Below are 24,442 nucleotides of genomic sequence, written 5' to 3'. Positions count from 1 at the left end.
GCATGACACAAACGCCCTGGGGGGGCGGGCTTGCCCGCGATAGCGGCGTGTCAGTCACAGAGATGTTGGATGTGCCGACGTCATCGCGGGCAAGCCCGCTCCCACAGTGGAGCAGTGTGCACCCACCCTCACCACTCATTAGTTCGCCTGCGCTTTTGATCACGGGGAATCAGCATCAATCCAAAGAGGTCCAAACTGACAGCGCCGTCAGTTACCAGTCACTCTCCTGACGGGCGAACAGGTTTATAAAGGAAGGTATAAACCTGACAAAACTCCGACCACTCACTCTGCCCGGCGCCCCACTCGCATGCGAATTCATAAAAAAAACGCCCTGTTCGCCGCCCTTCTGATCACCCTGGCAGCCCTGGGCGTGTGGTATGCCGCCAAACCCGCCACCACCAAACTGACCACCTCCACCGCCATCCCCGTGCGAGTGGTCAGCGTCACCGAAAAAGACGTGCCCCGCTACATCAGCGGCATTGGCTCGGTGCTGTCCTTGCACAGCGTGGTCGTGCGTCCGCAGATCGACGGCATCCTCACCAAACTGCTGGTCAAGGAAGGCCAACTGGTGAACAAAGGTGACCTGCTGGCCACCATCGACGACCGCTCGATCCGCGCCAGCCTCGACCAGGCCCGGGCGCAACTGGGCGAAAGTCAGGCGCAACTGCAAGTGGCGCAGGTCAACCTCAAACGTTACAAACTGCTGAGCGTCGACGACGGCGTGTCCAAGCAGACCTATGACCAGCAACAAGCCCTGGTCAACCAACTCAAAGCCACCGCCCAAGGCAATCAGGCATCGATCGACGCCGCGCTGGTGCAGCTTTCTTACACACAGATTCGCTCCCCGGTCACCGGTCGCGTCGGTATTCGCACAGTGGATGAAGGCAACTTCCTGCGCATGACTGACACCCAAGGCTTGTTCACAGTGACCCAGATCGACCCGATCGCCGTGGAATTTTCCCTGCCGCAACACCTGTTGCCGACCCTGCAAGGCCTGATCAACGATCCCCAGCACACGCCGGTCAAGGCTTACATCGGTGCCGACACCGACGGCGAAACCGGCAACCTGCTAGGCGAAGGCCGCCTGACCCTGATCGACAACCAGATCAACGCCAACACCGGGACCATCCGCGCCAAGGCCGAGTTCGCCAACCCCGCACAGAAACTCTGGCCGGGCCTGCTGGTAACGGTAAAAATTCAGACAGCACTGGATAAAAATGCGCTGGTGGTGCCACCCACCGTCGTACAACGTGGCCTCGATCAACATTTCGTCTACCGGGTCAACGGCGACAAGGTCGAAGCCGTTCAGGTGCAGATGGTTTATCAAGGCAGCGGCCAGGACCTCATCAAAGGCGTGAAACCAGGCGATGTGCTGGTCAGCGACGGCCAGTCGAGGCTCAAACCTGGCTCAACCGTGCAGGTAGTGACCGACCCGCCGCAAATGGTGCAATCGGAGCCGAAACCATGAAGGGACATGGCTCGGTTTCCGCGTGGTGCATCGATCATCCGGTGGCGACGGTCCTGCTGACCTTTGCCTTGGTGTTGCTGGGGGTAATCGCCTTTCCGCGACTGTCGATTGCGCCACTGCCGGAAGCAGAATTCCCGACCATCCAGGTGGCCGCGCAACTGCCTGGCGCCAACCCCGAAACCATGGCCTCGTCGGTGGCCACGCCGCTTGAAGTGCAATTCAGCGCCATCCCCGGCGTGACCCAGATGACCTCGAGCAGCGCCCTGGGCTCGACCATCCTGACCTTGCAATTCACCCTCGACAAAAGCATCGATACCGCCGCGCAGGAAGTCCAGGCCGCGATCAACACCGCCGCCGGCAAACTGCCCAAAGACATGCCGAACCTGCCGAACTGGCGGAAGGTCAACCCGGCCGACAGCCCGGTGCTGATCCTCAGCATCAACTCGCCGCAAATGCCCGGCACCGAAGTCAGTGACCTGGTGGAAACCCTGCTCGCACGTCAGATCAGCCAGATCGACGGCGTAGGCAATATCAACATCACCGGTCAGCAGCGTCCGGCGATCCGCGTGCAGGCCTCGGCGGACAAACTCGCCGCCATTGGCCTGACCCTGGCGGACATTCGCCTGGCGATCCAGCAGACCAGCCTCAACCTGGCCAAGGGTGCCTTGTATGGCGAGTCGAGCATTTCGACCTTGTCCACCAACGACCAATTGTTCCACCCCCAGGAATACGGTCAGCTGATTGTTTCCTACAAGGACGGCGCACCGGTTCATCTCAAGGATGTAGCCAAAGTCGTCAACGGTTCGGAAGACGCCTACATCCAGGCCTGGGCTGACGGTCAGCCGGGGGTGAATCTGGTGATTTTCCGGCAACCGGGGGCCAACATCGTCGAGACCGTGGACCGTATTCAAGCGGCCCTGCCGACGCTGGAGGCCATGCTGCCGGCCTCGGTGCAGGTCAAGGTGTTGATCGACCGCACCCAGACCATTCGCGCTTCGCTGCATGAAGTGGAAGTCACCCTGCTGATCGCGATCCTGCTGGTGGTGGCGGTGATGGCGCTGTTCCTGCGGCAGTTGTCGGCGACCCTGATTGTGGCGTCGGTGCTCGGCGTGTCGTTGATCGCCAGTTTTGCCCTGATGTACATCATGGGCTTCAGTCTGAATAACCTGACGCTGGTGGCGATCGTGGTGTCCGTCGGGTTTGTGGTGGACGATGCGATTGTGGTGGTGGAAAACATTCACCGTCACCTGGAGGCCGGCGACGGCATGCGCGAGGCGGCGATCAAGGGCGCCGGCGAGATCGGCTTTACCGTGGTTTCCATCAGTTTCTCGCTGGTGGCGGCGTTCATTCCGCTGCTGTTCATGGGTGGCGTGGTCGGGCGGCTGTTCAAGGAATTCGCCCTGACCGCCACCTCGACCATCATGATTTCTGTGGTGGTGTCCCTGACGCTCGCACCGACGTTGGCCGCGCTATTCATGCGTGCGCCGGAACACAGCCAATCGGGCTTCGGCGAGCGCTTGCTGGCGCTGTATGAGAAAGGCCTGCGCCGCGCCCTCGCCCATCAGAAATTGATGATCGGTGTGTTCGGCCTGTCCCTCGGCCTGGCGGTCGCCGGGTACATTTTCATTCCGAAGGGTTTCTTCCCGGTGCAGGACACCGGTTTCGTCCTCGGCACCACCGAAGCGGCGGCGGATATTTCCTACGGCGACATGGTGAAAAAACACCTGGCGATGGCCGAAATCGTTGCCGCCGATCCCGCCGTCGAGACGTTCTCACACTCGGTCGGCGTTGCGGGCAGCAACCAGACTATCGCCAACGGACGGTTCTGGATTTCACTGAAAAAACGTGGCGACCGTGACGTGTCCGCCAGCCAGTTCATCGACCGGATTCGCCCGCAACTGATGAAAGTCCCGGGCATCGTGCTGTACCTGCGCGCCGGGCAAGACATCAACCTCAGCTCCGGTCCGAGCCGTGCGCAGTACCAATACGTGCTCAAGAGCAACGACGGGCCACTCCTGAGCACCTGGACCCAGCGCCTGACCGAAAAACTGCGCGGCAACCTGGCGTTTCGCGACATTTCCAATGACCTGCAACTGGGCGGCAGCATCACCCACATCAGCATCGACCGCAGTGCTGCGGCGCGTTTCGGCCTGACCGCCAGCGATGTCGACGAAGCGTTGTACGACGCCTTCGGCCAGCGGCAGATCAACGAGTTCCAGACCCAGACCAACCAGTACAACGTGATTCTGGAACTGGACACCAAGCAGCGCGGCAAGGCTGAAAGCCTCAACTATTTCTACCTGCGCTCGCCGCTGAGCGGGGAAATGGTGCCGCTGTCGGCCCTGGCGAAATTCGATGCACCGACCATCGGCCCGTTGTCCATCGCTCACGACGGGATGTTCCCGGCGGCCAACCTGTCGTTCAACCTGGCGCCCGGCGTCGCTTTAGGCGATGCGGTGATCATGCTCAATCAGGCCAAGACCGACATCGGCATGCCGGTGGCCATCAGCGGTAATTTCCAGGGCGCGGCCCAGGCGTTCCAGAGTTCGCTGGCCAGCCAGCCGTGGCTGATTCTGGCGGCGCTGGTGGCGGTGTACATCATTCTTGGCGTTCTGTATGAAAGCTTCGTGCACCCGCTGACCATCATTTCGACGCTGCCCTCGGCGGGGCTCGGGGCGGTGATCATGCTGTGGATCTGCGGCCAGGACTTTTCGATCATGGCGTTGATCGGGCTGGTGCTGCTGATCGGCATCGTCAAGAAGAACGGCATCCTGATGATCGACTTCGCGCTGGACGCCCAACGTAACCGTGGCTTGCCTCCCGAAGAGGCGATCTATGAGGCGTGTATGACGCGGTTCCGGCCGATCATCATGACCACCCTCGCCGCCTTGCTTGGTGCCCTGCCGCTGATGCTCGGCTACGGCACCGGCGCCGAACTGCGCCAGCCATTGGGCATCGCGGTGGTCGGCGGCTTGCTGGTGAGCCAGGCGCTGACGTTGTTCACCACGCCGGTCATATACTTGTGGCTCGAGCGGCTATTCCATCGGCCTAAGCCCGCACCGCTGCAGGCGATGGCGACCACAGACTGAGGCGGGGTCTCACGCGGTTCAGGGGCAAGCCCCCTCGCCACAAAAATACCAAACCACCAACACAGGGTAATTATCGACTGCCCGCTGAATGTCTTCTAAGCTTCAATTAGCAAAAGGCCAGCATGTTTTGCTGGCCTTTTTTTTATCCGCCATTTATACAGGCGCTCTGAACGCGACCGGTTTCTGGGACTCTGCCCGATTCTTGTAAAAGAACTTTCATAACGCCTTATTTGCAGAAGTCAGAACCATGAGTGTGAGCAGTGCGAAATCTCAACTTCCGATCCGTTCGACACGATCGGAGCGGCTTCTGGTTCTCGGCAGTTTGTTGTTGGTGATTGCGATACTCAGCATCGTGACCTTTCTGCTGATCCGTGAACGCGCCAATGCCGAATTGTCCGCTGCTCGCGCCGCCAACAATATCGTGCAATTGATCGACGCCGACGTGCTGCGCAATGTCGAACTCTATGATGTGTCCCTGCTGGGTTTGATCGCTGCCTCCCAGCGAGAAGACCTCAAGAGCGTTTCTCCAGCCATTCGCCATCTGGCCTATTTCGACCGCGCCACTGCCGCGCCGTACAAGGGCAACATTTTGTTGCTCGACAACAAGGGCGACGTGATCGCCGACTCGGCCTCGGTGGAGCCCAGGCAGGGCAACTATGCCGATCGCGAATACTTCCAGTCTCACGTGAACAACCCGGACCCGGGCATGTTCATCAGTCCCCCCTTCAGAGCCAGGTCGCCCGAACAGGATTGGCGTATCAGTTTCAGCCGCCGGGTGAACGGCCCCCAGGGTGAGTTCCTGGGCGTGGCCGAAGCCGCCATGCGGTTGAGTTACTTCGATCAGTTGTTCAACAGTTTGAGCATCGGCCGCGACAGCACGGTCAATCTGATCAGCAAGGACGGGACTCTTCTGGCTCAGCAACCACGTCTGGCCGAAGAGCTGATCGGCAAAAACTTCAGTCACCGTCCCAATTTCCAACGCATCGTCAAAGAAGGCAACGGCAGCTTCACCAGCATGTCCGATCGATACCGTGACAAGCGCTTGTACACCTTCTCCAAGGTCGGGAACTTGCCGTTGATCGTCATCGTTGCGCTGTCCAGTGATGAGGTCTTTGCGGCCTGGAAGCGCACTGCTGTGGTGGTCAGCTTCGCGACCATTGCCTTGTGTGTGAGCTTGCTGTGGCTGACCTGGTTGCTCTGCCGGGAATTGCGTCGGCGTCAAAGTGCCGAGCAGGAACTGGCACAACTGGCCGCTACCGACCCTTTGACCGGTCTGGCCAACCGTCGAAGCCTGGATCAGGCCTTGCACCATGAATGGTTTCGCGCCCAACGTTCTGGTCTGCCATTGTCGGTGCTGATGATCGATGTCGATCACTTCAAGGCGTTCAACGATCGTCATGGCCATCAGGGCGGCGACGATGCCTTGCGCTGGGTGGCCAAAGTGATCGGCACCCATGTTCGACGGCCGGCGGATCTGGTCGCCCGTTACGGTGGCGAGGAGTTTTCGGTGATCCTGGCTGAAACCGACAGCGCTGGCGCGCAACAGATTGCCGACAACGTCCGCTCAGCGGTGGAGCAGTTGCCGTTGGCGGAGGGTGGTATGTCGCCGATTACTGTCAGTATCGGTATCAGTACCTGGACGACGGCGTCCGATATCAGCCTGGAGCAATTGCTGTTTTCGGCGGACAAGGCGCTGTATCAGGCCAAGGAAAGTGGGCGGAATCGGGTGGTTGCAGCAGACTGAGATCTACGGTGTGGCGGCGCCTCTTCGCGGGCAAGCCTCGCTCCTACAGAGTGTGGAAGTTAAATGCGCCGCTGTCCTGTAGGAACGAGGCTTGCCCGCGAAAAGGCCATGACAGACACCACAAAACACCACTTTCCCGCACCCATAAAAAAAGGCCACCCGAAGGTAGCCTTTAAAAAACTAGAGAGGTTTTTTGCTTACACGGCCGCAACAGGACGCATGTAAGAGATCGGTGCAGTGCTGGCGTCTTCGAAAGTCACGACTTCCCAAGCATCTGTCTGCTCAATCAACTTGCGCAGCAGCTGGTTGTTCAATGCATGTCCGGACTTGAAGCCCTTGAACTCACCAATCAGGCTATTGCCCAGCAGGTAGAGGTCACCAATTGCATCGAGGATCTTGTGCTTCACGAATTCGTCTTCATAGCGAAGGCCGTCTTCGTTCAGTACACCATCCGCGTCGACCACAATAGCGTTTTCAACGCTGCCGCCGAGTGCGAGGTTGTGCTTGCGCAGGTACTCGATGTCACTCATGAAACCAAAGGTACGGGCGCGGCTGACTTCTTTTACGAACGAAGTGCTGGAAAAATCCACGCTTGCACTTTGTGTGCGGTCACGGAAAACCGGGTGATCGAAATCGATCTCGAAGCTCACTTTGAAACCTTCGAAAGGGACGAAAGTGGCGCGCTTGTCGCCGTCTTCCACTGTCACTTCCCGCAGGATCCGGATGAACTTCTTGGCGGCGTCCTGTTCTTCCAGGCCGGCCGATTGAATCAGGAATACGAAGGGTCCAGCGCTACCATCCATGATCGGGACTTCGGACGCGGAGAGCTCGACGTAGGCGTTATCGATGCCCAGGCCAGCCATGGCCGAGAGCAGGTGCTCCACCGTGTCCACTTTGACGTCACCGCTAACAAGCGTGGTCGACATAGTGGTTTCGCCAACGTTTTCCGCGCGGGCAGGAATCTGCACCACAGGGTCGAGGTCAGCACGACAAAACACAATGCCGGTGTCGACGGGCGCTGGCTTGAGGGTCAGGTAGACCTTCTCCCCGGAGTGCAGGCCGACACCTGTGGCACGGATAATATTCTTCAGGGTGCGTTGTTTTATCATGGCATGGGCCGCTTCAGCGCAAATTGCGAACTGGTATCAACAAAGGCTGGCGATGATAGCAGACCAGACCTTTGCTGAACACCAATCACCCTAATACCCCTGATACATTTCATCAATCGGCCTGACGACGCAGGAAAGCCGGGATGTCCAGGTAGTCCAGGTCATCTTGCGGGTTCATCTTCGCGGCAGTCGCAGCACCGGCCTGAGCCTGGTTGCGCATGACGGTCGGACGATCCAGGTCACGGTAATTCACCGCAGGCTGTTCCTGACGAACAGGGGCTTGTTGTTGTGGCTGGGAAGCCATCGAGGTGTGAACGGTATTGTCGATGACCTTCACAGGCTTCTCGATTTTAGCGCCTAAACCGGTGGCAACAACAGTCACGTGCAGCTCGTCGCGCATGTCCGGATCGATAACGGTACCGACCTTGACCATCGCGTGCTCGGAAGCGAAGGCTTCGATGATGCTACCCACGTCGGAGTACTCACCCAGGGACAGGTCAGGACCGGCGGTGATGTTCACCAGGATGCCGCGTGCGCCTTGCAGGTTCACGTCTTCGAGCAACGGGTTGCGAATGGCCGCTTCGGTGGCCTCACGTGCACGGTTCGGACCGCTGGCGCAGCCAGTGCCCATCATCGCCATGCCCATTTCGCTCATCACGGTACGCACGTCGGCAAAGTCGACGTTGATCATGCCCGGACGCTTGATGATGTCGGAGATACCGCGAACGGCACCGGCCAGTACATCGTCGGCCTTGGCGAAAGCCGACAGCAGGCTTGCGTCTTTACCGAGGATGGTCAGCAGCTTCTCGTTGGGAATGGTGATCAACGAGTCGACGCTTTCAGACAGCAGACGAATGCCTTCGTCGGCGAGCTGCATGCGCTTGCGACCTTCAAACGGGAACGGACGGGTCACCACTGCTACGGTGAGGATCCCCATTTCCTTGGCCACTTCGGCAATGATTGGCGCAGCACCGGTACCGGTACCACCGCCCATGCCGGTGGTGATGAACACCATGTTGGTGCCCTGCAGGACTTCGGCAATGCGCTCACGGTCCTCGAGAGCGGCCTGACGACCTACTTCAGGGTTGGCACCGGCGCCCAGACCTTTGGTCACGCTGGTACCCAGTTGCAGGATGGTCCGCGCACTGATGCTTTTCAGTGCCTGGGCATCAGTGTTGGCGCAGATGAATTCAACGCCTTCAATGTTGCTCTTGACCATGTGATTGACAGCGTTGCCGCCGCCACCGCCAACACCGATAACTTTAATTACCGGGCTTGCGGGGATGTTGTCTACGAGTTCGAACATTTTCCCTCTCCTTACGTTCTCTAGTTTTTTCGCCTACTGCTGTTTGAAGCGGTGTTGCGGTAAAGCTTTAGAAATTGCCTTGTACCCAGCTCTTGAAGCGATCGAGCAAGGCGACTTTCGGTTCGTCATTGCTGTAGCTGTCGCGGCTGCCGATGCCCGAGAACGAAATCCCGTCGGACTGCTTCTGCAGGCCGTACATCAACAGGCCAACGCCGGTGGAATAAATCGGGTTGCGGACCACGTCGTCCAGGCCCTTGACGCCATGCGGCACGCCCAGGCGAACCGGCATGTGGAAGATTTCTTCGGCCAGTTCCACCGCGCCTTCCATCTTCGACGTACCGCCAGTCAGCACGATGCCGGCCGGGATCAGGTCTTCGTAGCCACTGCGACGCAGTTCGGCCTGGATCAGGGTGAACAGCTCGTCGTAACGCGGCTCGACCACTTCGGCCAGGGCCTGACGGGACAGCTCGCGCGGTGGACGGTCGCCGACGCTCGGCACCTTGATGGTTTCACCGGCACCGGCCAGTTTGGCCAGGGCGCAGGCGTAGCGAATCTTGATTTCTTCGGCGTACTGGGTCGGGGTGCGCAGCGCCATGGCGATGTCGTTGGTCACCTGGTCGCCCGCAATCGGGATCACCGCGGTGTGACGGATCGCGCCTTCGGTGAAGATCGCGATGTCGGTGGTGCCGCCGCCGATGTCCACCAGGCACACGCCCAGCTCTTTCTCGTCGTCGGTCAGGACCGAGTAGGCCGAGGCCAACTGTTCGAGAATGATGTCGTCGATTTCCAGACCGCAGCGGCGCACGCATTTTTCAATGTTCTGTGCGGCGTTGACGGCGCAAGTGACGACGTGAACCTTGGCTTCCAGACGCACGCCGGACATACCCAGCGGCTCGCGAACGCCTTCCTGGTTATCAATCACATAATCCTGCGGCAGGGTGTGCAGTACGCGCTGGTCAGCCGGGATCGCCACCGCCTGGGCAGCGTCGAGAACGCGCTCAAGGTCGGCGGAGCTGACTTCGCGATCACGAATCGCCACGATGCCATGGGAGTTCAAGCTGCGGATGTGATTGCCGGCCACGCCGACAAACGCCGAGTGGATCCGGCAACCGGCCATCAGCTGCGCTTCTTCGATAGCGCGCTGGATCGACTGGACGGTGGACTCAATGTTCACCACTACGCCTTTTTTCAGGCCGCGGGACGGATGAGTACCGATCCCGACGATTTCGAGCGTGCCGTCGTCCGAGACCTCGCCGACCAGCGCCACCACCTTGGAGGTGCCGATATCGAGACCGACGATCATTTTGCCGCTTTGCACGTTTGCCATGGGTCCTGCCTCTTCTTAATTCTTCGCGACAGCGGGTTGGGCTGTCGTGGGCGCTACAGGTTCCCGCCAGCCAACAGCGAGGCCGTTGGCGTAGCGCAGATCGATGCGCGCAATGTTCGTAATCTGCTCTTTGAGCGTCTTGTCATAGATGGCAATGAAGCGGCGCATCTTTTCCACCAGCTTGCCGCGTCCCAGCAGCAGTTCGATTCCCGGGCCCGCGCTGCCGGCGCCGGTGGTCAGGAACCAACTGCCTCGTTCACGCAACTCCAGGCGTGCAATCGAGAAGCCCAATGGCCTGAGCATCTGGCTCAGCACCTGGTATTGCTGCATCACTTGCTGCTGGGCCCGCTGCGGGCCGAACAGCTGTGGCAAGTGTTCGTAGTTCGCCAGCTCGCGCGGGGTGAACGCCTGCCCCTGGTTGTTCAGCAGCGACTCATCGCCCCAGCGGGCCACCGGCAGTTGTTCTTCCAGGCGAATCACCACCTGATCCGGCCACACCCGACGCACTTCGGCGTGGGCAATCCATGGCATCTGTTCAAGCTCGGTACGCATGCTCTCCAGGTCGATGGTGAAGAAGCTCGACGCCACGTAGGGGGCGATCCGCTGCTGCACCGCTTGCTGGCTGATGTAACTCAAGTCGCCCTGCACCGCGATCTTGGTGATCGGCCGGTCGGCGTACGGCAGCAAACGCTGTGCGCCTTCATAAGTGCCGAACCCCAGCGCGACCAACAGCACGGGCCAGAACAGACTTTTCAGAAAACCAAAATTGGCTTTCGGCAGGCGCGCGGACATCGGCTCTTTGGCCACCATTCGGCTGGCACCCCGCGGCACCGGCTTGCGGCCGGGTGCGGAAGGCTGATGACGTAGCTGAGCGCCTTGCATGGTCTTAACCTCTTGTCGGCTCTTGGTTACCGGCAGCATTGCCGGTAACGCTGGCGGCCAGAATCGCCAGAACCAGTTGCTGGAAATCCAGGCCAGCGGCACGGGCCGCCATCGGAACCAGACTGTGATCGGTCATGCCCGGTGCGGTGTTGACTTCCAGGAACCAGAACTGCCCGTCGGCGTCCTGCATCACGTCTGCCCTGCCCCAACCGGCGATACCCAGCGCCTCACAGGCTTTGGCCGTGAGGTCCATGAGTTCTTTTTCTTTGTTGCTGTCCAGGCCACATGGGATCCGGTACTGGGTATCGGAAGCCACGTACTTGGCGTCGTAGTCGTAGAAACTGTGGGTTGTGCCCAGGGCGATTGGAGGCAACACCTGGTCACGCAGGGTGGCGATGGTGAACTCCGGACCTTGAATCCATTGCTCGACCAACACTTGCGAATCGTAGGTACTGGCCGCTTTCCACGCGTCGATCAATTCGGACGCGGAGGTCACTTTGGCCATCCCGATACTGGAACCTTCATGGGCCGGTTTGACGATCAAAGGGAAGCCCAGTTCCGTGGCCGCCGAAATACAATCGGCCTCAGAGCTCAGTACCGCATGGCGTGGCGTCGGAATACCGAGGCTGTGCCAGACCTGCTTGGTGCGCAGTTTGTCCATGGCCAGTGCCGAGGCCAGAATGCCGCTGCCGGTGTACGGAATGCCAAGGCATTCGAGCAGGCCCTGCATGCTGCCGTCTTCACCGCCACGACCGTGGAGGATGATGAAGGCGCGGTCGATTTTTTCGTTCAGCAGACGCTGCAGCAGGTCATCGCCCACATCAAGACCGAAGGCATCCACACCGGCGCTTTGCAATGCATCGAGCACCGCGTTACCCGACTTCAGGGAGACTTCACGCTCGGCACTCTTGCCGCCGAACAGCACGGCGACACGGCCGAAGTCTTTCGGCAAGAGAGTGGAGACGAGGTTGGCGTAAGCAGCAGTCATTTCAACTTCCCCACGCTTGGCGCGGCAACCGCGCCAGCGAACAACGGACTGTTCAATAGTTTCGGTGCGAGACCGCCGATATCACCGGCGCCCTGGCACAACAGAATGTCGCCGGCACGCAGCAGCGGCTTGACGATTGGCGCGAGGTCGATGCCGCGCTCGATGTAGATCGGGTCGAGCTGACCGCGCTGGCGAATGCTGTTGCACAGCTTGCGGCTGTCGGCGCCCGGGATCGGCTCTTCGCCGGCCGGGTAGACTTCCATCAACAGCAGCACATTGGCGTCGGCCAGCACATTGACGAAATCGTCGTACAGGTCGCGGGTGCGGCTGTAACGGTGTGGCTGATAAACCATCACCAGACGGCGCTCCGGCCAGCCACCGCGCACGGCTTTGATCACGGCCGCGACTTCGGTCGGGTGGTGACCGTAGTCATCCACCAGCATCACGTTGCCGCCATCAACCGGTAGTTCGCCGTACACCTGGAAGCGACGGCCAACACCCTGGAAGCCGGACAGGCCCTGGACGATGGCTTCATCGCTGACGCCTTCGTCGGTGGCGATGCAAATGGTCGCCAGCGCGTTCAGCACGTTGTGGTTGCCCGGCATGTTCACCGACACATCCAGCGGCTCGCGATCAGGGCGCAGCACGGTAAAGAAGGTCTGCATGCCCTGCTGACGCACATTGATGGCACGCACGTCGGCATCGTCGCCAAAGCCATAAGTGACCGTCGGACGTTTCACCTGCGGGAGAATTTCACGCACCACCGGATCATCCAGGCACACCACTGCCAAGCCGTAGAACGGCAGGTTGTGCAGGAACTCGACGAAGGTTTTCTTCAGTTTGTTGAAGTCGCCGTCGTAGGTCGCCATGTGGTCGGCATCGATGTTGGTGACCACGGCCACCAGCGGCTGCAAGTGCAGGAAGCTGGCATCGCTTTCGTCGGCTTCGGCGATCAGGTAACGGCTGGTGCCGAGCTGGGCATTGGTGCCCGCGGCATTCAGACGACCACCGATGACGAACGTCGGGTCCAGGCCACCGGCGGCGAACACCGAAGCGATCAGGCTGGTGGTGGTGGTTTTGCCGTGGGTACCGGCGACGGCGATGCCGTGGCGGTAACGCATCAGTTCGGCCAGCATCTCGGCACGTGGTACCACCGGAATCCGGCGTTCCAGGGCGGTGGCCACTTCCGGGTTGGAAGTGTTCACAGCGCTGGAGGTGACCAGCACATCGGCGTTCGCGGCGTTCTCGGCACGGTGGCCGATATAAATGTGGGCACCGAAGGATTCCAGGCGCTCGGTCACCGGCGATGCTTTCAGGTCGGAACCGGACACTTCATAGCCCAGGTTCAGCAACACTTCGGCAATGCCGCACATACCCACGCCGCCGATACCGACGAAGTGGATGCGACGGATGCGGCGCATTTCCGGGTGCGGCATGGCTTTTTTGTTCTCAACCATGGGCCACCTCCAGGCAGGTATCGACCACGTTACGAGTGGCATCGGGTTTGGCCAGGCGGCGTGCCGCGGTGGCCATGTCGTTGAGTCGTTGCGGTTGCATCAAGACCTCTGTCAGGCGAGCGGCAAGGTCCGCTGCGCCAGTCGTTCTTTGCGGCATCAGGAAGGCAGCGCCTTCACGGGCCAAATAGTCGGCGTTGCGGGTCTGGTGATCGTCGATCGCGTGGGGCAAAGGCACCAGCATCGAGGGCAGACCGGCAGCCGCCAGTTCACTGATGGTCAATGCGCCTGCGCGGCACACCACCAGGTCGGCCCAGCCATAGGCTTGGGCCATGTCTTTGATGAAAGGCTGCACTTGCGCCTCGACGCCAGCTGCGCGATAGCGCTCTGCAGTCACTTCATCGTGTTTTTTGCCGGCCTGATGAAACACGTCCGGACGCAGGTCGGGAGCGACTTGCGACAGGGCTTCAGGCAGCAACTTGTTCAACGGCTCTGCGCCCAGGCTTCCGCCCAGGATCAGCAAACGCGCCTTGCGACCGGCCAGGGCAGGTCGCGGTGTTTCGAGGAACAGCTCGGTACGCACCGGGTTACCGGTGGTGCGACGGCTGTTCGACAGGGTAAAGGTGTCGGGGAACGCTTCACAGACTCGGGCGGCCAACGGCACCAGCAACCGATTGGCGGTACCGGCCACGGCGTTCTGTTCGTGAACAATCACCGGCACGCCGGACAATTTGGCTGCAACGCCGCCGGGCCCGGTCACATAACCCCCGAAGCCGACCACGCAGACTGGCCGCAGCTGACGAATGATCGCCCGCGCCTGCCAGATCGACTTGAGCAACATGAACGGTGCCTTGAGCAGGGACAATTTGCCCTTGCCGCGCAAACCGCTGGCGTTGATCCGATGCAATTGAAGGCCGGCCGCCGGCACCAGATCGTTTTCGATCCCGCGCGGCGTGCCCAACCAGTGCACGGTATAACCGCGGGCCTGGAACTCGCGAGCGCAGGCCAGTGCCGGGAACACGTGGCCCCCGGTGCCGCCAGCCATGATCAATACGTTAGCGCCCATGGTTCGGCTCCTCGGCGAAGTCGCTCTCATGGAACTCCATCTCTTCACTGCCCAAGTGGGTTCGACTCTCCCACTCGATGCGCAGCAACAAGCCAAGACAGGCACAGCAGATCACCAACGAACTGCCGCCATAGCTGAGGAATGGCAGGGTCAGCCCCTTGGTTGGCAGCAGGCCGACGTTCACTCCGATGTTGATCAGGAACTGACCAATCCACAGGAACGACAAGCCATACGCGATATAGGCGGCGAAAAATTGTTTGGCCTTCTCGGCCCAATAGCCGATGTACATGCCACGAATACAGACAAACACGAACAGCGCCAAGGTGCACAACGAACCCACGGCACCCAGTTCTTCGGCCAGGACCGAGAACACGAAGTCAGTGTGGGCTTCCGGCAGGTAGAACTGTTTCTGCACGCTGTTGCCCAGGCCAACGCCCAGCCATTCGCCGCGACCGAAAGCGATCAAGGCTTGAGACAACTGATAGCCCGCACCGAACTGGTCGGCCCACGGGTCCGCAAAGTTGGTCAGTCGCGCCATTCGATACGGCTGCATTTGAATCAACAACACCACCGCGCCGACAGCCAGGACAACCATCAAGGAAAAACGGAACAGCCCGACGCCGCCGAGGAACAGCATCGCTGCAGCCGCCCCCATCATCACGACGGTGGCACCGAAGTCCGGCTCCATCAGCAACAGCCCCGCCATCGGCAGCAGAACGATGAACGGCTTGAAGAAACCCATCCAGCTTTCACGTACTTCTTTCTGGCGACGCACCAGATAACCGGCGAGGTAGATCACCACGAACACCTTGGCGATCTCGGAAGGCTGAACGTTGAAGAAGCTGAAGCCGATCCAGCGCATCGAACCGTTCACTTCACGGCCAATGCCGGGGATGATCACCATCACCAGCAAACCGAATGCACCAATCAGCATCAGCCAGCCCAGGCGTTGCCAGGTAGCGATCGGAATCATCATGGTGACGATGCAGGCGCCAAGTCCAAGCACTACATAGATAAGATGGCGGATCATGTAATACAGGGCACTGCCCGATTGCACCGCCCCCACTTCAGTGGATGCCGATGCAATCATGACCAGGCCCAGGCCCAGCAGCGCCAGACAACCGGCGAGCATTGGGAAATCAAGGTCGATGCCGCGCCCGGTGATGATCGGCGACGGGTACGGCTTGATGATATTCAGGAGGCTCATGCCAAGTCCTCCACGGCGCGGACAAATTGGTGACCGCGATCTTCGTAGTTCTTGAACATGTCGAAACTGGCGCAGGCCGGCGACAGCAGCACCGCGTCGCCCTTTTCTGCGATGGCGCGGCATTGCGCGACCGCTTCGATCAGCGAGCCGACGCGAATCAGTGGCACGGCATCGCCGATGGCATCGCCGATCTTGTCGGAATCACGGCCCATCAAAATGACGGCGCGGCAGTTGGCCGCCACCGGATCACGTAAATCCTTGAATTCGGCACCCTTGCCATCGCCACCGGCGATCAGCACGAGTTTGCCGTCGATGTCCGCACCCAGGCCTTCGATGGCGGCCAGGGCGGCGCCGACGTTGGTGGCTTTGGAATCGTTGTAGTAGCTCACGCCATTCAGCTCGCGTACCCATTGGCAGCGATGCTCGAGCCCGGCGAAATTGCGCAGGGCCGAAAGCATGGCTTCGAACGGCAGGCCGACGGCATGCCCCAGTGCCAAGGCCGCAAGAGCGTTGGACTGGTTATGCGCCCCACGAACTTTCAACTCGCGCACCGGCATCAGGTTCTGGAATTCGAAGGCCAGGTATTTCTCGCCGTCCTCTTCCCGGATCCCGAAGGCCTTGAAGTCGGGCTTGTTCAGACCGAAGGTCCAGCACGGTTGGCCTTCACCCATCAGCGGACGGCTCAGGGCGTCCTGACGGTTGACCACAAACTGCCTGGCACCCCGGAAGATCCGGTGCTTGGCCAGGTGATAGGCCGGCAGACCGCTGTAGCGATCCATGTGGTCTTCGCTGATGTTGAGCACGGTCGCCACTTCGGCGTTGAGTTGATCGGTGGTTTCGAGCTGGAAGCTCGACAACTCCATCACGTACAACTCGATGTCGTCGCTGAGCAAATCCAGCGCCGGTGTGCCGAGATTGCCGCCGACAGCAACACGCTTGCCAGCCGCAGCCGCCATTTCGCCGACCAGGGTGGTGACGGTGCTTTTGGCGTTGGAACCGCTGATGGCGACAATCGGCGCCTTCGCGTTACGCGCGAACAGCTCGATGTCGCCGGACAACTTCACGCCACGGGCGGCGGCAGCCTGCAGGGCCGGGGTCGCCAGCGCCAGGCCGGGGCTCACGTAGAGCTCATCGGCACGGCACAGGAATTCGACGTCCAGCTCGCCACAACGCACTTCCACGTGCGGATAGTCACGCTTGAGCGTGGCCAGTTCCGGTGGATTTTCCCGCGTATCGGCGACAGCAAACGACACGCCCCGGTTCGCCAGGAAGCGAACCAGGGACATGCCGCTCTTGCCGAGGCCGACAACGATGCGGAAGTGGTCAGAAGCGATCAGAGACACTCGTTCTACCTCAGCTTCAGGGTGGCAAGGCCGACCAGTACCAGAATCACGGTGATGATCCAGAAACGGACGATCACGCGCGGCTCGGGCCAGCCCTTGAGTTCAAAGTGGTGGTGTATCGGTGCCATGCGGAACACACGGCGACCGGTCAGCTTAAAGGAGGCAACCTGGATGACGACCGACAGGGTCTCCATCACGAACACGCCGCCCATGATGAACAGAACGATTTCCTGGCGGACGATCACCGCGATGGTGCCCAGGGCCGCGCCCAGCGCCAGTGCGCCGACGTCGCCCATGAACACTTGGGCCGGATAGGTGTTGAACCACAGGAACCCCAGGCCCGCACCGATCAGCGCGCCGCAGAACACAATCAACTCACCCGCGCCCGGTACGTAAGGGATCAACAGGTATTCAGCGAATTTCACGTTACCCGACAGGTAGCAGAAGATCCCCAAACCGCCGCCGACCATCACGGTAGGCATGATCGCCAGACCGTCGAGGCCATCGGTCAGGTTGACCGCGTTGCTCGAGCCGACAATCACGAAATAGGTCAGGACGATGAAACCCGCGCCCAGTGGAATGCTGTAGTCCTTGAGCATCGGCAGGATCAGGGTGGTTTCTACCGGCGTCGCGGCAGTCATATAAAGGAAGATCGCCGCGCCCAGGCCGAACACCGACTGCCAGAAATACTTCCAGCGGCTCGGAAGGCCACGGGAGTTTTTCTCGATGACTTTGCGGTAGTCGTCTACCCAGCCGATGGCACCGAACAGCAGGGTCACCAGCAACACCACCCAAACGTAACGGTTGGCCAGGTCGGCCCAGAGCAAGGTGCTGACTCCGATGGACGAAAGAATCAGCGCGCCGCCCATGGTCGGGGTGCCGGATTTGGACAGGTGCGATTGCGGGCCGTCGTTGCGAACGGATTGACCGATCTGACGGTTCTGCAAAGTGCGGATCATCCACGGGCCATAGCACAGCGACAAGACCAGCGCGGTCAGCACACCGAGAATCCCGCGCAGGGTCAGGTACTGAAAGACCGCGAAGCCTTTGTAGAACTGTTGCAGATACTCCGCTAGCAGCAGCAGCATTAATGTTTCTCCAGACGGGTCCCGCACAAAGCGGCGACGATGTTTTCCATCGCGGCGCTGCGCGAGCCCTTGATCAAAATGGTGGTGTTTGGGTCCTGCTCGGCTTCCAGGGCCTTGATCAGCTCAGCCTGAGTGCTGAAGTGAAAAGCCTGCTCGCCGAAAGCGTTTACGGCGTGGGTCATCATTGGCCCGACCGCGTAAAGCGCGGAAACCTTGCCGCGGGCGTACTCGCCCACATCGCGGTGCCCCTGCTCCGCCCAATCGCCCAACTCGCCGATATCTCCGAGCACCAGAACGGTGCGGCCGGAAAAGCCGGCGAGTATATCAACGGCGGCACACATGGAGGTGGGGTTTGCGTTGTACGTGTCATCGATCACGCGCATACCGTTAGTTGCCAGTTGCGCGACGGCACGACCCTTGACCGGTTGCACGGCATTGAGCCCCGAAGCGATATGCGACAAGGACACGCCCAGGGCGTGAGCCGCCGCGGCGGCGGCGACTGCGTTGGTGACGTTGTGCCCGCCGAGCAGGTTCAATTGAATCCGGGCAATACCTTGCGGCGTGTGCAGTTCGAATGCAGGGCAGCCGCGTGCATCGGAAACGATGAAGCTGGCATGGAAATCTGCGGTGGCATCCAGCTGAGAGAAACTCAGCACCCGTCGGGCAGCGGCACGGGCCTTCCAGATCGGGAACGCCTTGTCGTCGAGATTCAGCACGGCGATGCCCGAGGCATCCAGCCCTTCAATAATCTCGCCCTTGGCCTCGACGATTTTTTCCGGGCCGCCGAATTCACCGACGTGGGCAGTGCCGGCATTGTTCAGCACAGCGACATGCGGTTTGGTCATGGCAACGGTGTAGGCAATCTCGCCAAGACGCGAAGCCCCCAACTCGATGACCGCCGCCGTGTGTTCCGGCGCCAGTTCGAGCAGGGTCAGCGGAACACCGAGGTCGTTGTTCAGGTTGCCACGGGTCGCCAGCACCGGACCGCGCGTGCGCAGGATGCTCGCAAGCATTTCCTTGACCGTGGTCTTGCCGCTGGAACCGGTGATGGCCGCGATCGGTTGAGTGAACGCAGCGCGGTTCATCGCGCCCAATTGGCCGAGGGCCTGACGGGTGTCCTTGACCAGCAGCTGCGGCAGCGCGCTGTCGGCGACTTCGCGCTCGACCAGGGCACCCACGGCGCCTTTGGCGGCGACGTCATTGAGGTAGTCATGGCCATCGAAACGCGGGCCGGCCAGAGCAATAAACAATTGGCCGGGCTTGATTGCGCGGCTGTCGATGCTGACGCCGTCGAAGCTGGCGTCGCTGGCAATCAGACGGCCATTCAATGCGCTGGTCAGTTCGCTCAGTTTCAAGGCTTTAAGCATGGGCCACCTCCCACGCGGTCAGGGCGTGATCGGCCTCGACCAGATCGGAGAAAGCGTGGCGCTCGCCGTTGATTTCCTGATAGTCCTCGTGACCTTTACCGGCCAGGACAATCACGTCATCGGCCGATGCGCTGGCGATCAATTGGGCAATCGCCTGGCCACGGCCGGCGACGAAGGTCACTTTATCCACAGCGGTAAAACCGGCGCGGATGTCGTCGAAAATCACTGTTGGGTCTTCGGTGCGCGGATTGTCATCGGTGACCAGTACGCCATCGGCCAGACGCTCGACCACTTCCGCCATCAGCGGACGCTTGCCGCGATCGCGATCACCGCCGCAACCGAACAGGCACAGCAACCGGCCTTTGGCGTGAGGACGCAGGGCCATCAAGACTTTTTCCAGCGCATCCGGTGTGTGGGCGTAATCGACCACCACCAACGGCTGAGTACCGCCACCCAGGCGCTGCATGCGACCGGCCGGGCCTTCGAGTTTCGGCAGTACTTTGAGGATTTCGTCCAGCGCGTAGTCCAGCCCGAGCAAGGCGCCGATCGCGGCCAAGACGTTGCTCAGGTTGAAACGGCCGAGCAAGGTGCTGCGCAAATGGTGTTCGCCTTGCGGCGTGACCAGCGTGGCGCGCACGCCTTCGTCGTCGAACTGCGCCTGGCGGCAATACAGGTAGGCGCTGGAATCTTCCAGGCTGTAAGTGATCAGTCGCGACTCGCCTTCATCGCCAGCCAGTTGCCGGCCGAAATCGTCGTCCAGGTTGACCACCCGGCACTTCAGATCATTCCAGGCAAACAACTTGGCCTTGGTTTCGCCATAGGCCTGCATGGTGCCGTGGTAATCCAGATGATCGCGCGACAGGTTGGTCATCACCGCCACATCGAACGCCAACGCCGTCACGCGGCCCTGATCCAGGCCGTGGGAAGAGACTTCCATGGCCACGGCTTTGGCGCCGGCCTTTTTCAGGTCGGCGAGGGTCGCTTGCACTGCAATCGGGTTCGGCGTGGTGTGCAGACCGCTTTCCAGTGCGCCGTAGAAACCGGAGCCCAGGGTGCCGACGATGCCGCAGTGCTGCCCCAGCAGGTCGAGCGCCTGGGCGACCAATTGCGTCACGCTGGTTTTACCGTTGGTGCCCGTCACGCCGATCAGGTTCAAATGACGGCTCGGGTCGCCATAAAAGCGCCCGGCGATGTCCGACAGCTGCGCCGCCAGGCCTTTGACCGGAATCAACGGCACGTCGGTGATCGGCAGCACAGTCGCGCCTTCGACTTCATAAGCCACGGCAGCAGCGCCGCGTTGCAAGGCGTCGGCGATGTGCGCACGCCCGTCGAACTTGCCACCAGGAACCGCGAGAAACAGATCGCCTGCTCGTACGTTGCGGCTGTCCAGCGCCAATTCGCGGATCAACAGATCGCGGCCGGCGTGGGCGAAAATCTTGTTCAGGCTCAGCGACATCAGCCGCGCCCTCCATTAGCTTTCAGCGGAACGACCGGTGCGGCGTTCGCTTGTTGAGTGGCAGGCAGGTTGTCCGGGGTGATGTTCATCAGGCGCAGGGTCCCGGACATCACTTTGCTGAACACCGGCGCCGATACCAGACCACCGAAGTAACCGGCTTTGGTCGGTTCATCAATCACCACCACGATTGCGTAGCGCGGATCGCTCATCGGGCCGAAGCCGGCGAACAGCGAGCGGTAGGAATTCTCGGCGTAGCCTTTGGTACCGACCGACGTTTTACGTGCAGTACCCGACTTGCCGCCCACGTGATACGCCGGCACCTGCGCACGGAATACACCGCGCGGGGCTTCGATCACTTGTTGCAGCATGGTTTGCATGGTTTTCGCGACAGCTTCCGGCAATACCTGTGTGGTCTGCGGTGCCTTGTCGGTTTTGATCAGGGTCAGCGGCGCAAGGCGACCATTGTTGGCCAGGGCCGAGAAGGCGTGGACCAACTGGATCGCAGTCACGGAAATACCGTAGCCGTAGGACAGCGTGGCGGTTTCAGCCTTGCGCCATTCGCGGTAGTTCGGCAGGTTGCCGACGCGCTCGCCCGGGAAACCGAGCCCGGTATCCTGGCCGAGGCCGACTTTCTGCGCCAGGCGGAAAATCGTTTCGCCGCCGATATCGAACGCGACCTTACTCATGCCGACGTTACTGGAATTGATCAGGATACCGGTCAGGTCGAGTACCGGGCCTTCACTCTTCGATACGTCCTTGATGGTGTACTTACCAATCTGCAAGGTGCCTGGATACACCTCGACGGTATCGGTCGGCTTCCAGCGCCCGGTTTCAATCGCGGCGCTCATGGAGATCGCTTTCATGGTCGAACCCGGCTCGAATACGTCGATCATCGCGCGGTTGCGCATCATCGCCGGTTGCAGGTTGCGACGGTTGTTCGGGTTGTAGGTCGGCTGGTTGACCATGGCGAGGATCTCGCCGGTCTTCACGTCCATGATCACCAGGCTGCCAGCCTTGGCGCCGTTCTCGATGATCGCGTTGCGCAGTTCACGGTTGGCCAGGTATTGCAGACGCAGGTCAATGGACAACGCCAAGGGCTTGCCGGCCTTGGCGTTTTTGGTGACCTGGACATCTTTGATCAGCCGGCCGCGCCGGTCCTTGATCACCTGTCGCTTGCCGGGCACGCCGGCCAGCCATTCGTCGTAGGCCAACTCGACGCCTTCGCGTCCGTGGTCATCGATGTCGGTAAAGCCGACCATGTGGGCGGTGACTTCGCCGGCCGGGTAGAAACGCCGGAACTCTTCGATGCCATAAACACCCGGCACTTTCAGATCGAGCACAGCCTGGCCCTGCTCGGGGGTCAGCCCGCGCACCAGATAAATGAATTCTTTGTTGGCCTGGGCTTCGAGACGTTCGGCCAGGGCTTTCGGGTCCTGCCCCAAGGCAGCCGCCAGTGCCGGCCACTTCTCTTTGGCCGTTTGCATTTCCTTGGCGTTGGCCCACAGGGTGGTGACCGGGGTACTCACGGCCAACGGCTCGCCGTTACGGTCGGTGATCAGACCACGGTGAGCCGGAATTGGAATATGACGAACACTGCGCGCATCGCCCTGACCTTTAAGGAAGGCACGGTCGACCACTTGCAAATCGATGATGCGCCAGGCAATCGCCGCCACCATGATGCCGAGCAACCCGACCACCAGACGGAACCGCCATGGAAAGAGCGCGCCTTCGAGTTTCATCATGGCGCCACCATCTGCACTTCAGCGGCGCCGGGAATGCGCATCTTCAGTTGCTCGGTGGCCAGGACTTCGATGCGGCTATGGGCAGTCCAGGTGCTCTGTTCGAGAATCAACCGGCCCCACTCCGCCTGCGCCTTGTCGCGCACGCTTAATTCGCCGTACAGCGAATTGAGCAACTGACGGTTCCAGTGCGCGCTATAGGACACGCCTATAGCCGACACAAGCACGCCGGCAAACAACAGCAGCATGAAAAAGCTTCCGCCGGGAAGTGGCTTGGCGAAAAGCTTGCTCACCGCAGCTTCTCCGCGACACGCATGACGGCGCTACGGGAACGTGGGTTGGCTTTGAGTTCGGCCTCCGAGGCGGTCTGCGCTTTGCCATGGATTTTGATTACCGGTTCGAAAGCAACGTGACGGACCGGCAGGTTGCGCGGCAGGTTGTCGGCTTCGCCTTTCACCAGTTTGCGCATGAACAGTTTGACGATGCGGTCTTCCAGCGAGTGGAAGCTGATGACAACCAGACGGCCGCCCACTTCCAGGCATTCCAACGCCGCTTCGAGGCCGGCTTCCAGATCGCCCAGTTCGTTGTTGACGTGAATACGCAGGCCCTGGAATGCACGGGTGGCCGGGTTCTTGCCCTTTTCCCATGCCGGGTTGGCGACTTTCAGCACTTCAGCCAGATCACCAGTGCGCTCGAACGGCTTGATGTCGCGACGCTCAGCCACGGCACGCGCCATGCGACCGGAGAAACGCTCTTCGCCATATTGCTTGAACACCCGGGCAATTTCTTCCACCGGCGCGGTGTTGACGAACTCGGCGGCGCTGATCCCGCGGGACGGATCCATGCGCATGTCCAACGGACCGTCGTTGAGGAAGCTGAAGCCGCGCTCCGGGTCGTCGAGTTGTGGCGAGGACACGCCGAGGTCGAGCAGAACACCGCTGACCTTGCCTGCCAGACCGCGTTCGGCGACTTCCGAACCGAGCTCGGCAAAGCTGCGCTGCACAACGACAAAGCGGCCGTCTTCGGCCGCTAGCGTTTGCCCGGTGGCAATCGCTTGAGGATCTTTGTCGAATCCGAGCAACCGGCCATCAGGCCCGAGCTGGCTGAGGATCAACCGACTGTGCCCGCCACGTCCGAACGTACCGTCCAGATAGCAGCCATCAGGACGTACGGCGAGAGCCTCGACGGCTTCGTCAAGCAGTACGGTGATGTGGTTAAAGCCGCTATCAATAGTCACAGGATTAAATCACGCAGTTCATCAGGCATGGCGCCCGGTTGTTGAATAGCAGCCAGGTCAGCGGCAGAAACCGCATTCCAGGCATCCTCGTCCCACAATTGGAACTTGTTCAGTTGGCCTACCAACATCGCGCGCTTATCCAACTTGGCATATTCGCGAAGACGCGGCGGAACCAGAAAACGACCACTGCCATCGAGCTCGAGGTCGACGGCATTACCAATCAGTAAACGTTGCAGGCGGCGGTTCTCTTCGCGAAGCGAAGGCAGTGCGCGCAGTTTGGTTTCGATAATTTCCCACTCATCGAGGGGATAAACACACAAACACGGATCAACGGCATCGATGGTGACGATTAATTGACCGGAACTACGCGAAACCAGCTCGTCACGGTACCGGCTCGGCATAGCGAGACGGCCCTTTGCATCGAGACTGATAGCGTTAGCTCCGCGAAACACGTCAGCGTTTCTCCAAATATTAGCGTTTTACGCTCAAAAAACCCACTTCATGCCACTTTCCGCCACTTGCGCACACTATAGGAATGCGCCCACCACACCGTCAAGGCGCGGATTAAAGGA

The 24,442-nt window shown here is 60.5% G+C and carries 19 protein-coding genes; 3 read left to right on the top strand and 16 right to left on the bottom strand.

Going from position 1 to position 24,442, the window contains the following annotated elements:
* Window positions 1–307 precede the first annotated feature (307 nt).
* The 3 genes from AC1RQB_RS23350 to AC1RQB_RS23340 all read left to right on the top strand — a co-directional run bounded on the left by AC1RQB_RS23350 (window position 308) and on the right by AC1RQB_RS23340 (window position 6,301).
* On the top strand, window positions 308–1,468 hold the full coding sequence (locus AC1RQB_RS23350) for an efflux RND transporter periplasmic adaptor subunit (RefSeq protein ID WP_063341482.1): 1,161 nt from the start codon (window positions 308–310) through the stop codon (window positions 1,466–1,468).
* A complete protein-coding gene (locus AC1RQB_RS23345; RefSeq protein WP_063341483.1) occupies window positions 1,465–4,557 on the top strand; it encodes a multidrug efflux RND transporter permease subunit in 3,093 nt (1,030 codons plus the stop codon). Before AC1RQB_RS23350 ends, AC1RQB_RS23345 begins: the two co-directional genes overlap by 4 nt.
* Window positions 4,558–4,804: 247 nt before the next feature.
* Complete coding sequence (locus AC1RQB_RS23340) at window positions 4,805–6,301, top strand: sensor domain-containing diguanylate cyclase (RefSeq protein ID WP_063341484.1); 1,497 nt, start codon at window positions 4,805–4,807, stop codon at window positions 6,299–6,301.
* A gap of 197 nt (window positions 6,302–6,498) precedes the next feature.
* Here AC1RQB_RS23340 and lpxC read toward each other — a convergent pair whose 3' ends face one another.
* From lpxC to mraZ, 16 genes are all read right to left on the bottom strand, one after another.
* Entirely contained in the window at window positions 6,499–7,410 is a 912-nt protein-coding gene (gene lpxC / locus AC1RQB_RS23335; RefSeq protein ID WP_007904315.1) for a UDP-3-O-acyl-N-acetylglucosamine deacetylase, read from the bottom strand.
* 112 nt (window positions 7,411–7,522) lie between these two features.
* Window positions 7,523–8,716, bottom strand: a complete 1,194-nt coding sequence (gene ftsZ / locus AC1RQB_RS23330) for a cell division protein FtsZ (protein WP_007939850.1) — start codon at window positions 8,714–8,716, stop codon at window positions 7,523–7,525.
* Window positions 8,717–8,783: 67 nt separating this feature from the next.
* Window positions 8,784–10,043, bottom strand: a complete 1,260-nt coding sequence (ftsA, locus tag AC1RQB_RS23325; protein ID WP_007904319.1) for a cell division protein FtsA — start codon at window positions 10,041–10,043, stop codon at window positions 8,784–8,786.
* A 15-nt stretch (window positions 10,044–10,058) separates the two neighbouring features.
* The gene (locus AC1RQB_RS23320; protein WP_007904320.1) at window positions 10,059–10,925 is read right to left on the bottom strand and encodes a cell division protein FtsQ/DivIB; all 867 of its coding nucleotides are present in this window, start codon (window positions 10,923–10,925) and stop codon (window positions 10,059–10,061) included.
* A gap of 4 nt (window positions 10,926–10,929) precedes the next feature.
* Window positions 10,930–11,913, bottom strand: coding sequence for a D-alanine--D-alanine ligase (locus AC1RQB_RS23315; protein WP_063341485.1), 984 nt, complete (start codon window positions 11,911–11,913; stop codon window positions 10,930–10,932).
* Window positions 11,910–13,370, bottom strand: coding sequence for a UDP-N-acetylmuramate--L-alanine ligase (gene murC, locus AC1RQB_RS23310; protein WP_007904332.1), 1,461 nt, complete (start codon window positions 13,368–13,370; stop codon window positions 11,910–11,912). The genes AC1RQB_RS23315 and murC overlap by 4 nt, the downstream gene beginning before the upstream one ends.
* Window positions 13,363–14,433 carry an undecaprenyldiphospho-muramoylpentapeptide beta-N-acetylglucosaminyltransferase gene (murG, locus tag AC1RQB_RS23305; protein ID WP_063341486.1) on the bottom strand — a complete coding sequence of 357 codons (1,071 nt, stop codon included), beginning with the start codon at window positions 14,431–14,433 and terminating at the stop codon, window positions 13,363–13,365. The genes murC and murG overlap by 8 nt, the downstream gene beginning before the upstream one ends.
* Window positions 14,423–15,640, bottom strand: a complete 1,218-nt coding sequence (gene ftsW, locus AC1RQB_RS23300; RefSeq protein WP_008072110.1) for a putative lipid II flippase FtsW — start codon at window positions 15,638–15,640, stop codon at window positions 14,423–14,425. Before ftsW ends, murG begins: the two co-directional genes overlap by 11 nt.
* Window positions 15,637–16,983 (bottom strand): UDP-N-acetylmuramoyl-L-alanine--D-glutamate ligase, encoded by a 1,347-nt coding sequence (murD, locus tag AC1RQB_RS23295; protein ID WP_063341487.1) that lies wholly within the window; start codon window positions 16,981–16,983, stop codon window positions 15,637–15,639. The genes ftsW and murD overlap by 4 nt, the downstream gene beginning before the upstream one ends.
* 5 nt (window positions 16,984–16,988) lie before the next feature.
* Complete coding sequence (gene mraY, locus AC1RQB_RS23290; protein WP_007904350.1) at window positions 16,989–18,071, bottom strand: phospho-N-acetylmuramoyl-pentapeptide-transferase; 1,083 nt, start codon at window positions 18,069–18,071, stop codon at window positions 16,989–16,991.
* Window positions 18,071–19,438: a UDP-N-acetylmuramoyl-tripeptide--D-alanyl-D-alanine ligase gene (locus AC1RQB_RS23285; protein WP_063341488.1), complete on the bottom strand. Its 1,368-nt coding sequence runs from the start codon at window positions 19,436–19,438 to the stop codon at window positions 18,071–18,073. The genes mraY and AC1RQB_RS23285 overlap by 1 nt, the downstream gene beginning before the upstream one ends.
* On the bottom strand, window positions 19,431–20,894 hold the full coding sequence (locus AC1RQB_RS23280; RefSeq protein ID WP_008072113.1) for a UDP-N-acetylmuramoyl-L-alanyl-D-glutamate--2,6-diaminopimelate ligase: 1,464 nt from the start codon (window positions 20,892–20,894) through the stop codon (window positions 19,431–19,433). Before AC1RQB_RS23280 ends, AC1RQB_RS23285 begins: the two co-directional genes overlap by 8 nt.
* On the bottom strand, window positions 20,894–22,633 hold the full coding sequence (locus tag AC1RQB_RS23275) for a peptidoglycan D,D-transpeptidase FtsI family protein (protein WP_177319036.1): 1,740 nt from the start codon (window positions 22,631–22,633) through the stop codon (window positions 20,894–20,896). The genes AC1RQB_RS23280 and AC1RQB_RS23275 overlap by 1 nt, the downstream gene beginning before the upstream one ends.
* Complete coding sequence (gene ftsL, locus AC1RQB_RS23270; RefSeq protein ID WP_032830409.1) at window positions 22,633–22,926, bottom strand: cell division protein FtsL; 294 nt, start codon at window positions 22,924–22,926, stop codon at window positions 22,633–22,635. The genes AC1RQB_RS23275 and ftsL overlap by 1 nt, the downstream gene beginning before the upstream one ends.
* Complete coding sequence (rsmH, locus tag AC1RQB_RS23265; RefSeq protein ID WP_008072115.1) at window positions 22,923–23,870, bottom strand: 16S rRNA (cytosine(1402)-N(4))-methyltransferase RsmH; 948 nt, start codon at window positions 23,868–23,870, stop codon at window positions 22,923–22,925. Before rsmH ends, ftsL begins: the two co-directional genes overlap by 4 nt.
* Entirely contained in the window at window positions 23,867–24,322 is a 456-nt protein-coding gene (mraZ, locus tag AC1RQB_RS23260; protein ID WP_003205355.1) for a division/cell wall cluster transcriptional repressor MraZ, read from the bottom strand. Before mraZ ends, rsmH begins: the two co-directional genes overlap by 4 nt.
* Between the last annotated feature and the right edge of the window lie 120 nt (window positions 24,323–24,442).

The organism is Pseudomonas sp. GW822-FHT02E03 (assembly GCF_058802325.1).
Note: the sequence above shows the minus strand (reverse complement) of the source record. Positions and strands in the feature narration are given on the sequence as shown.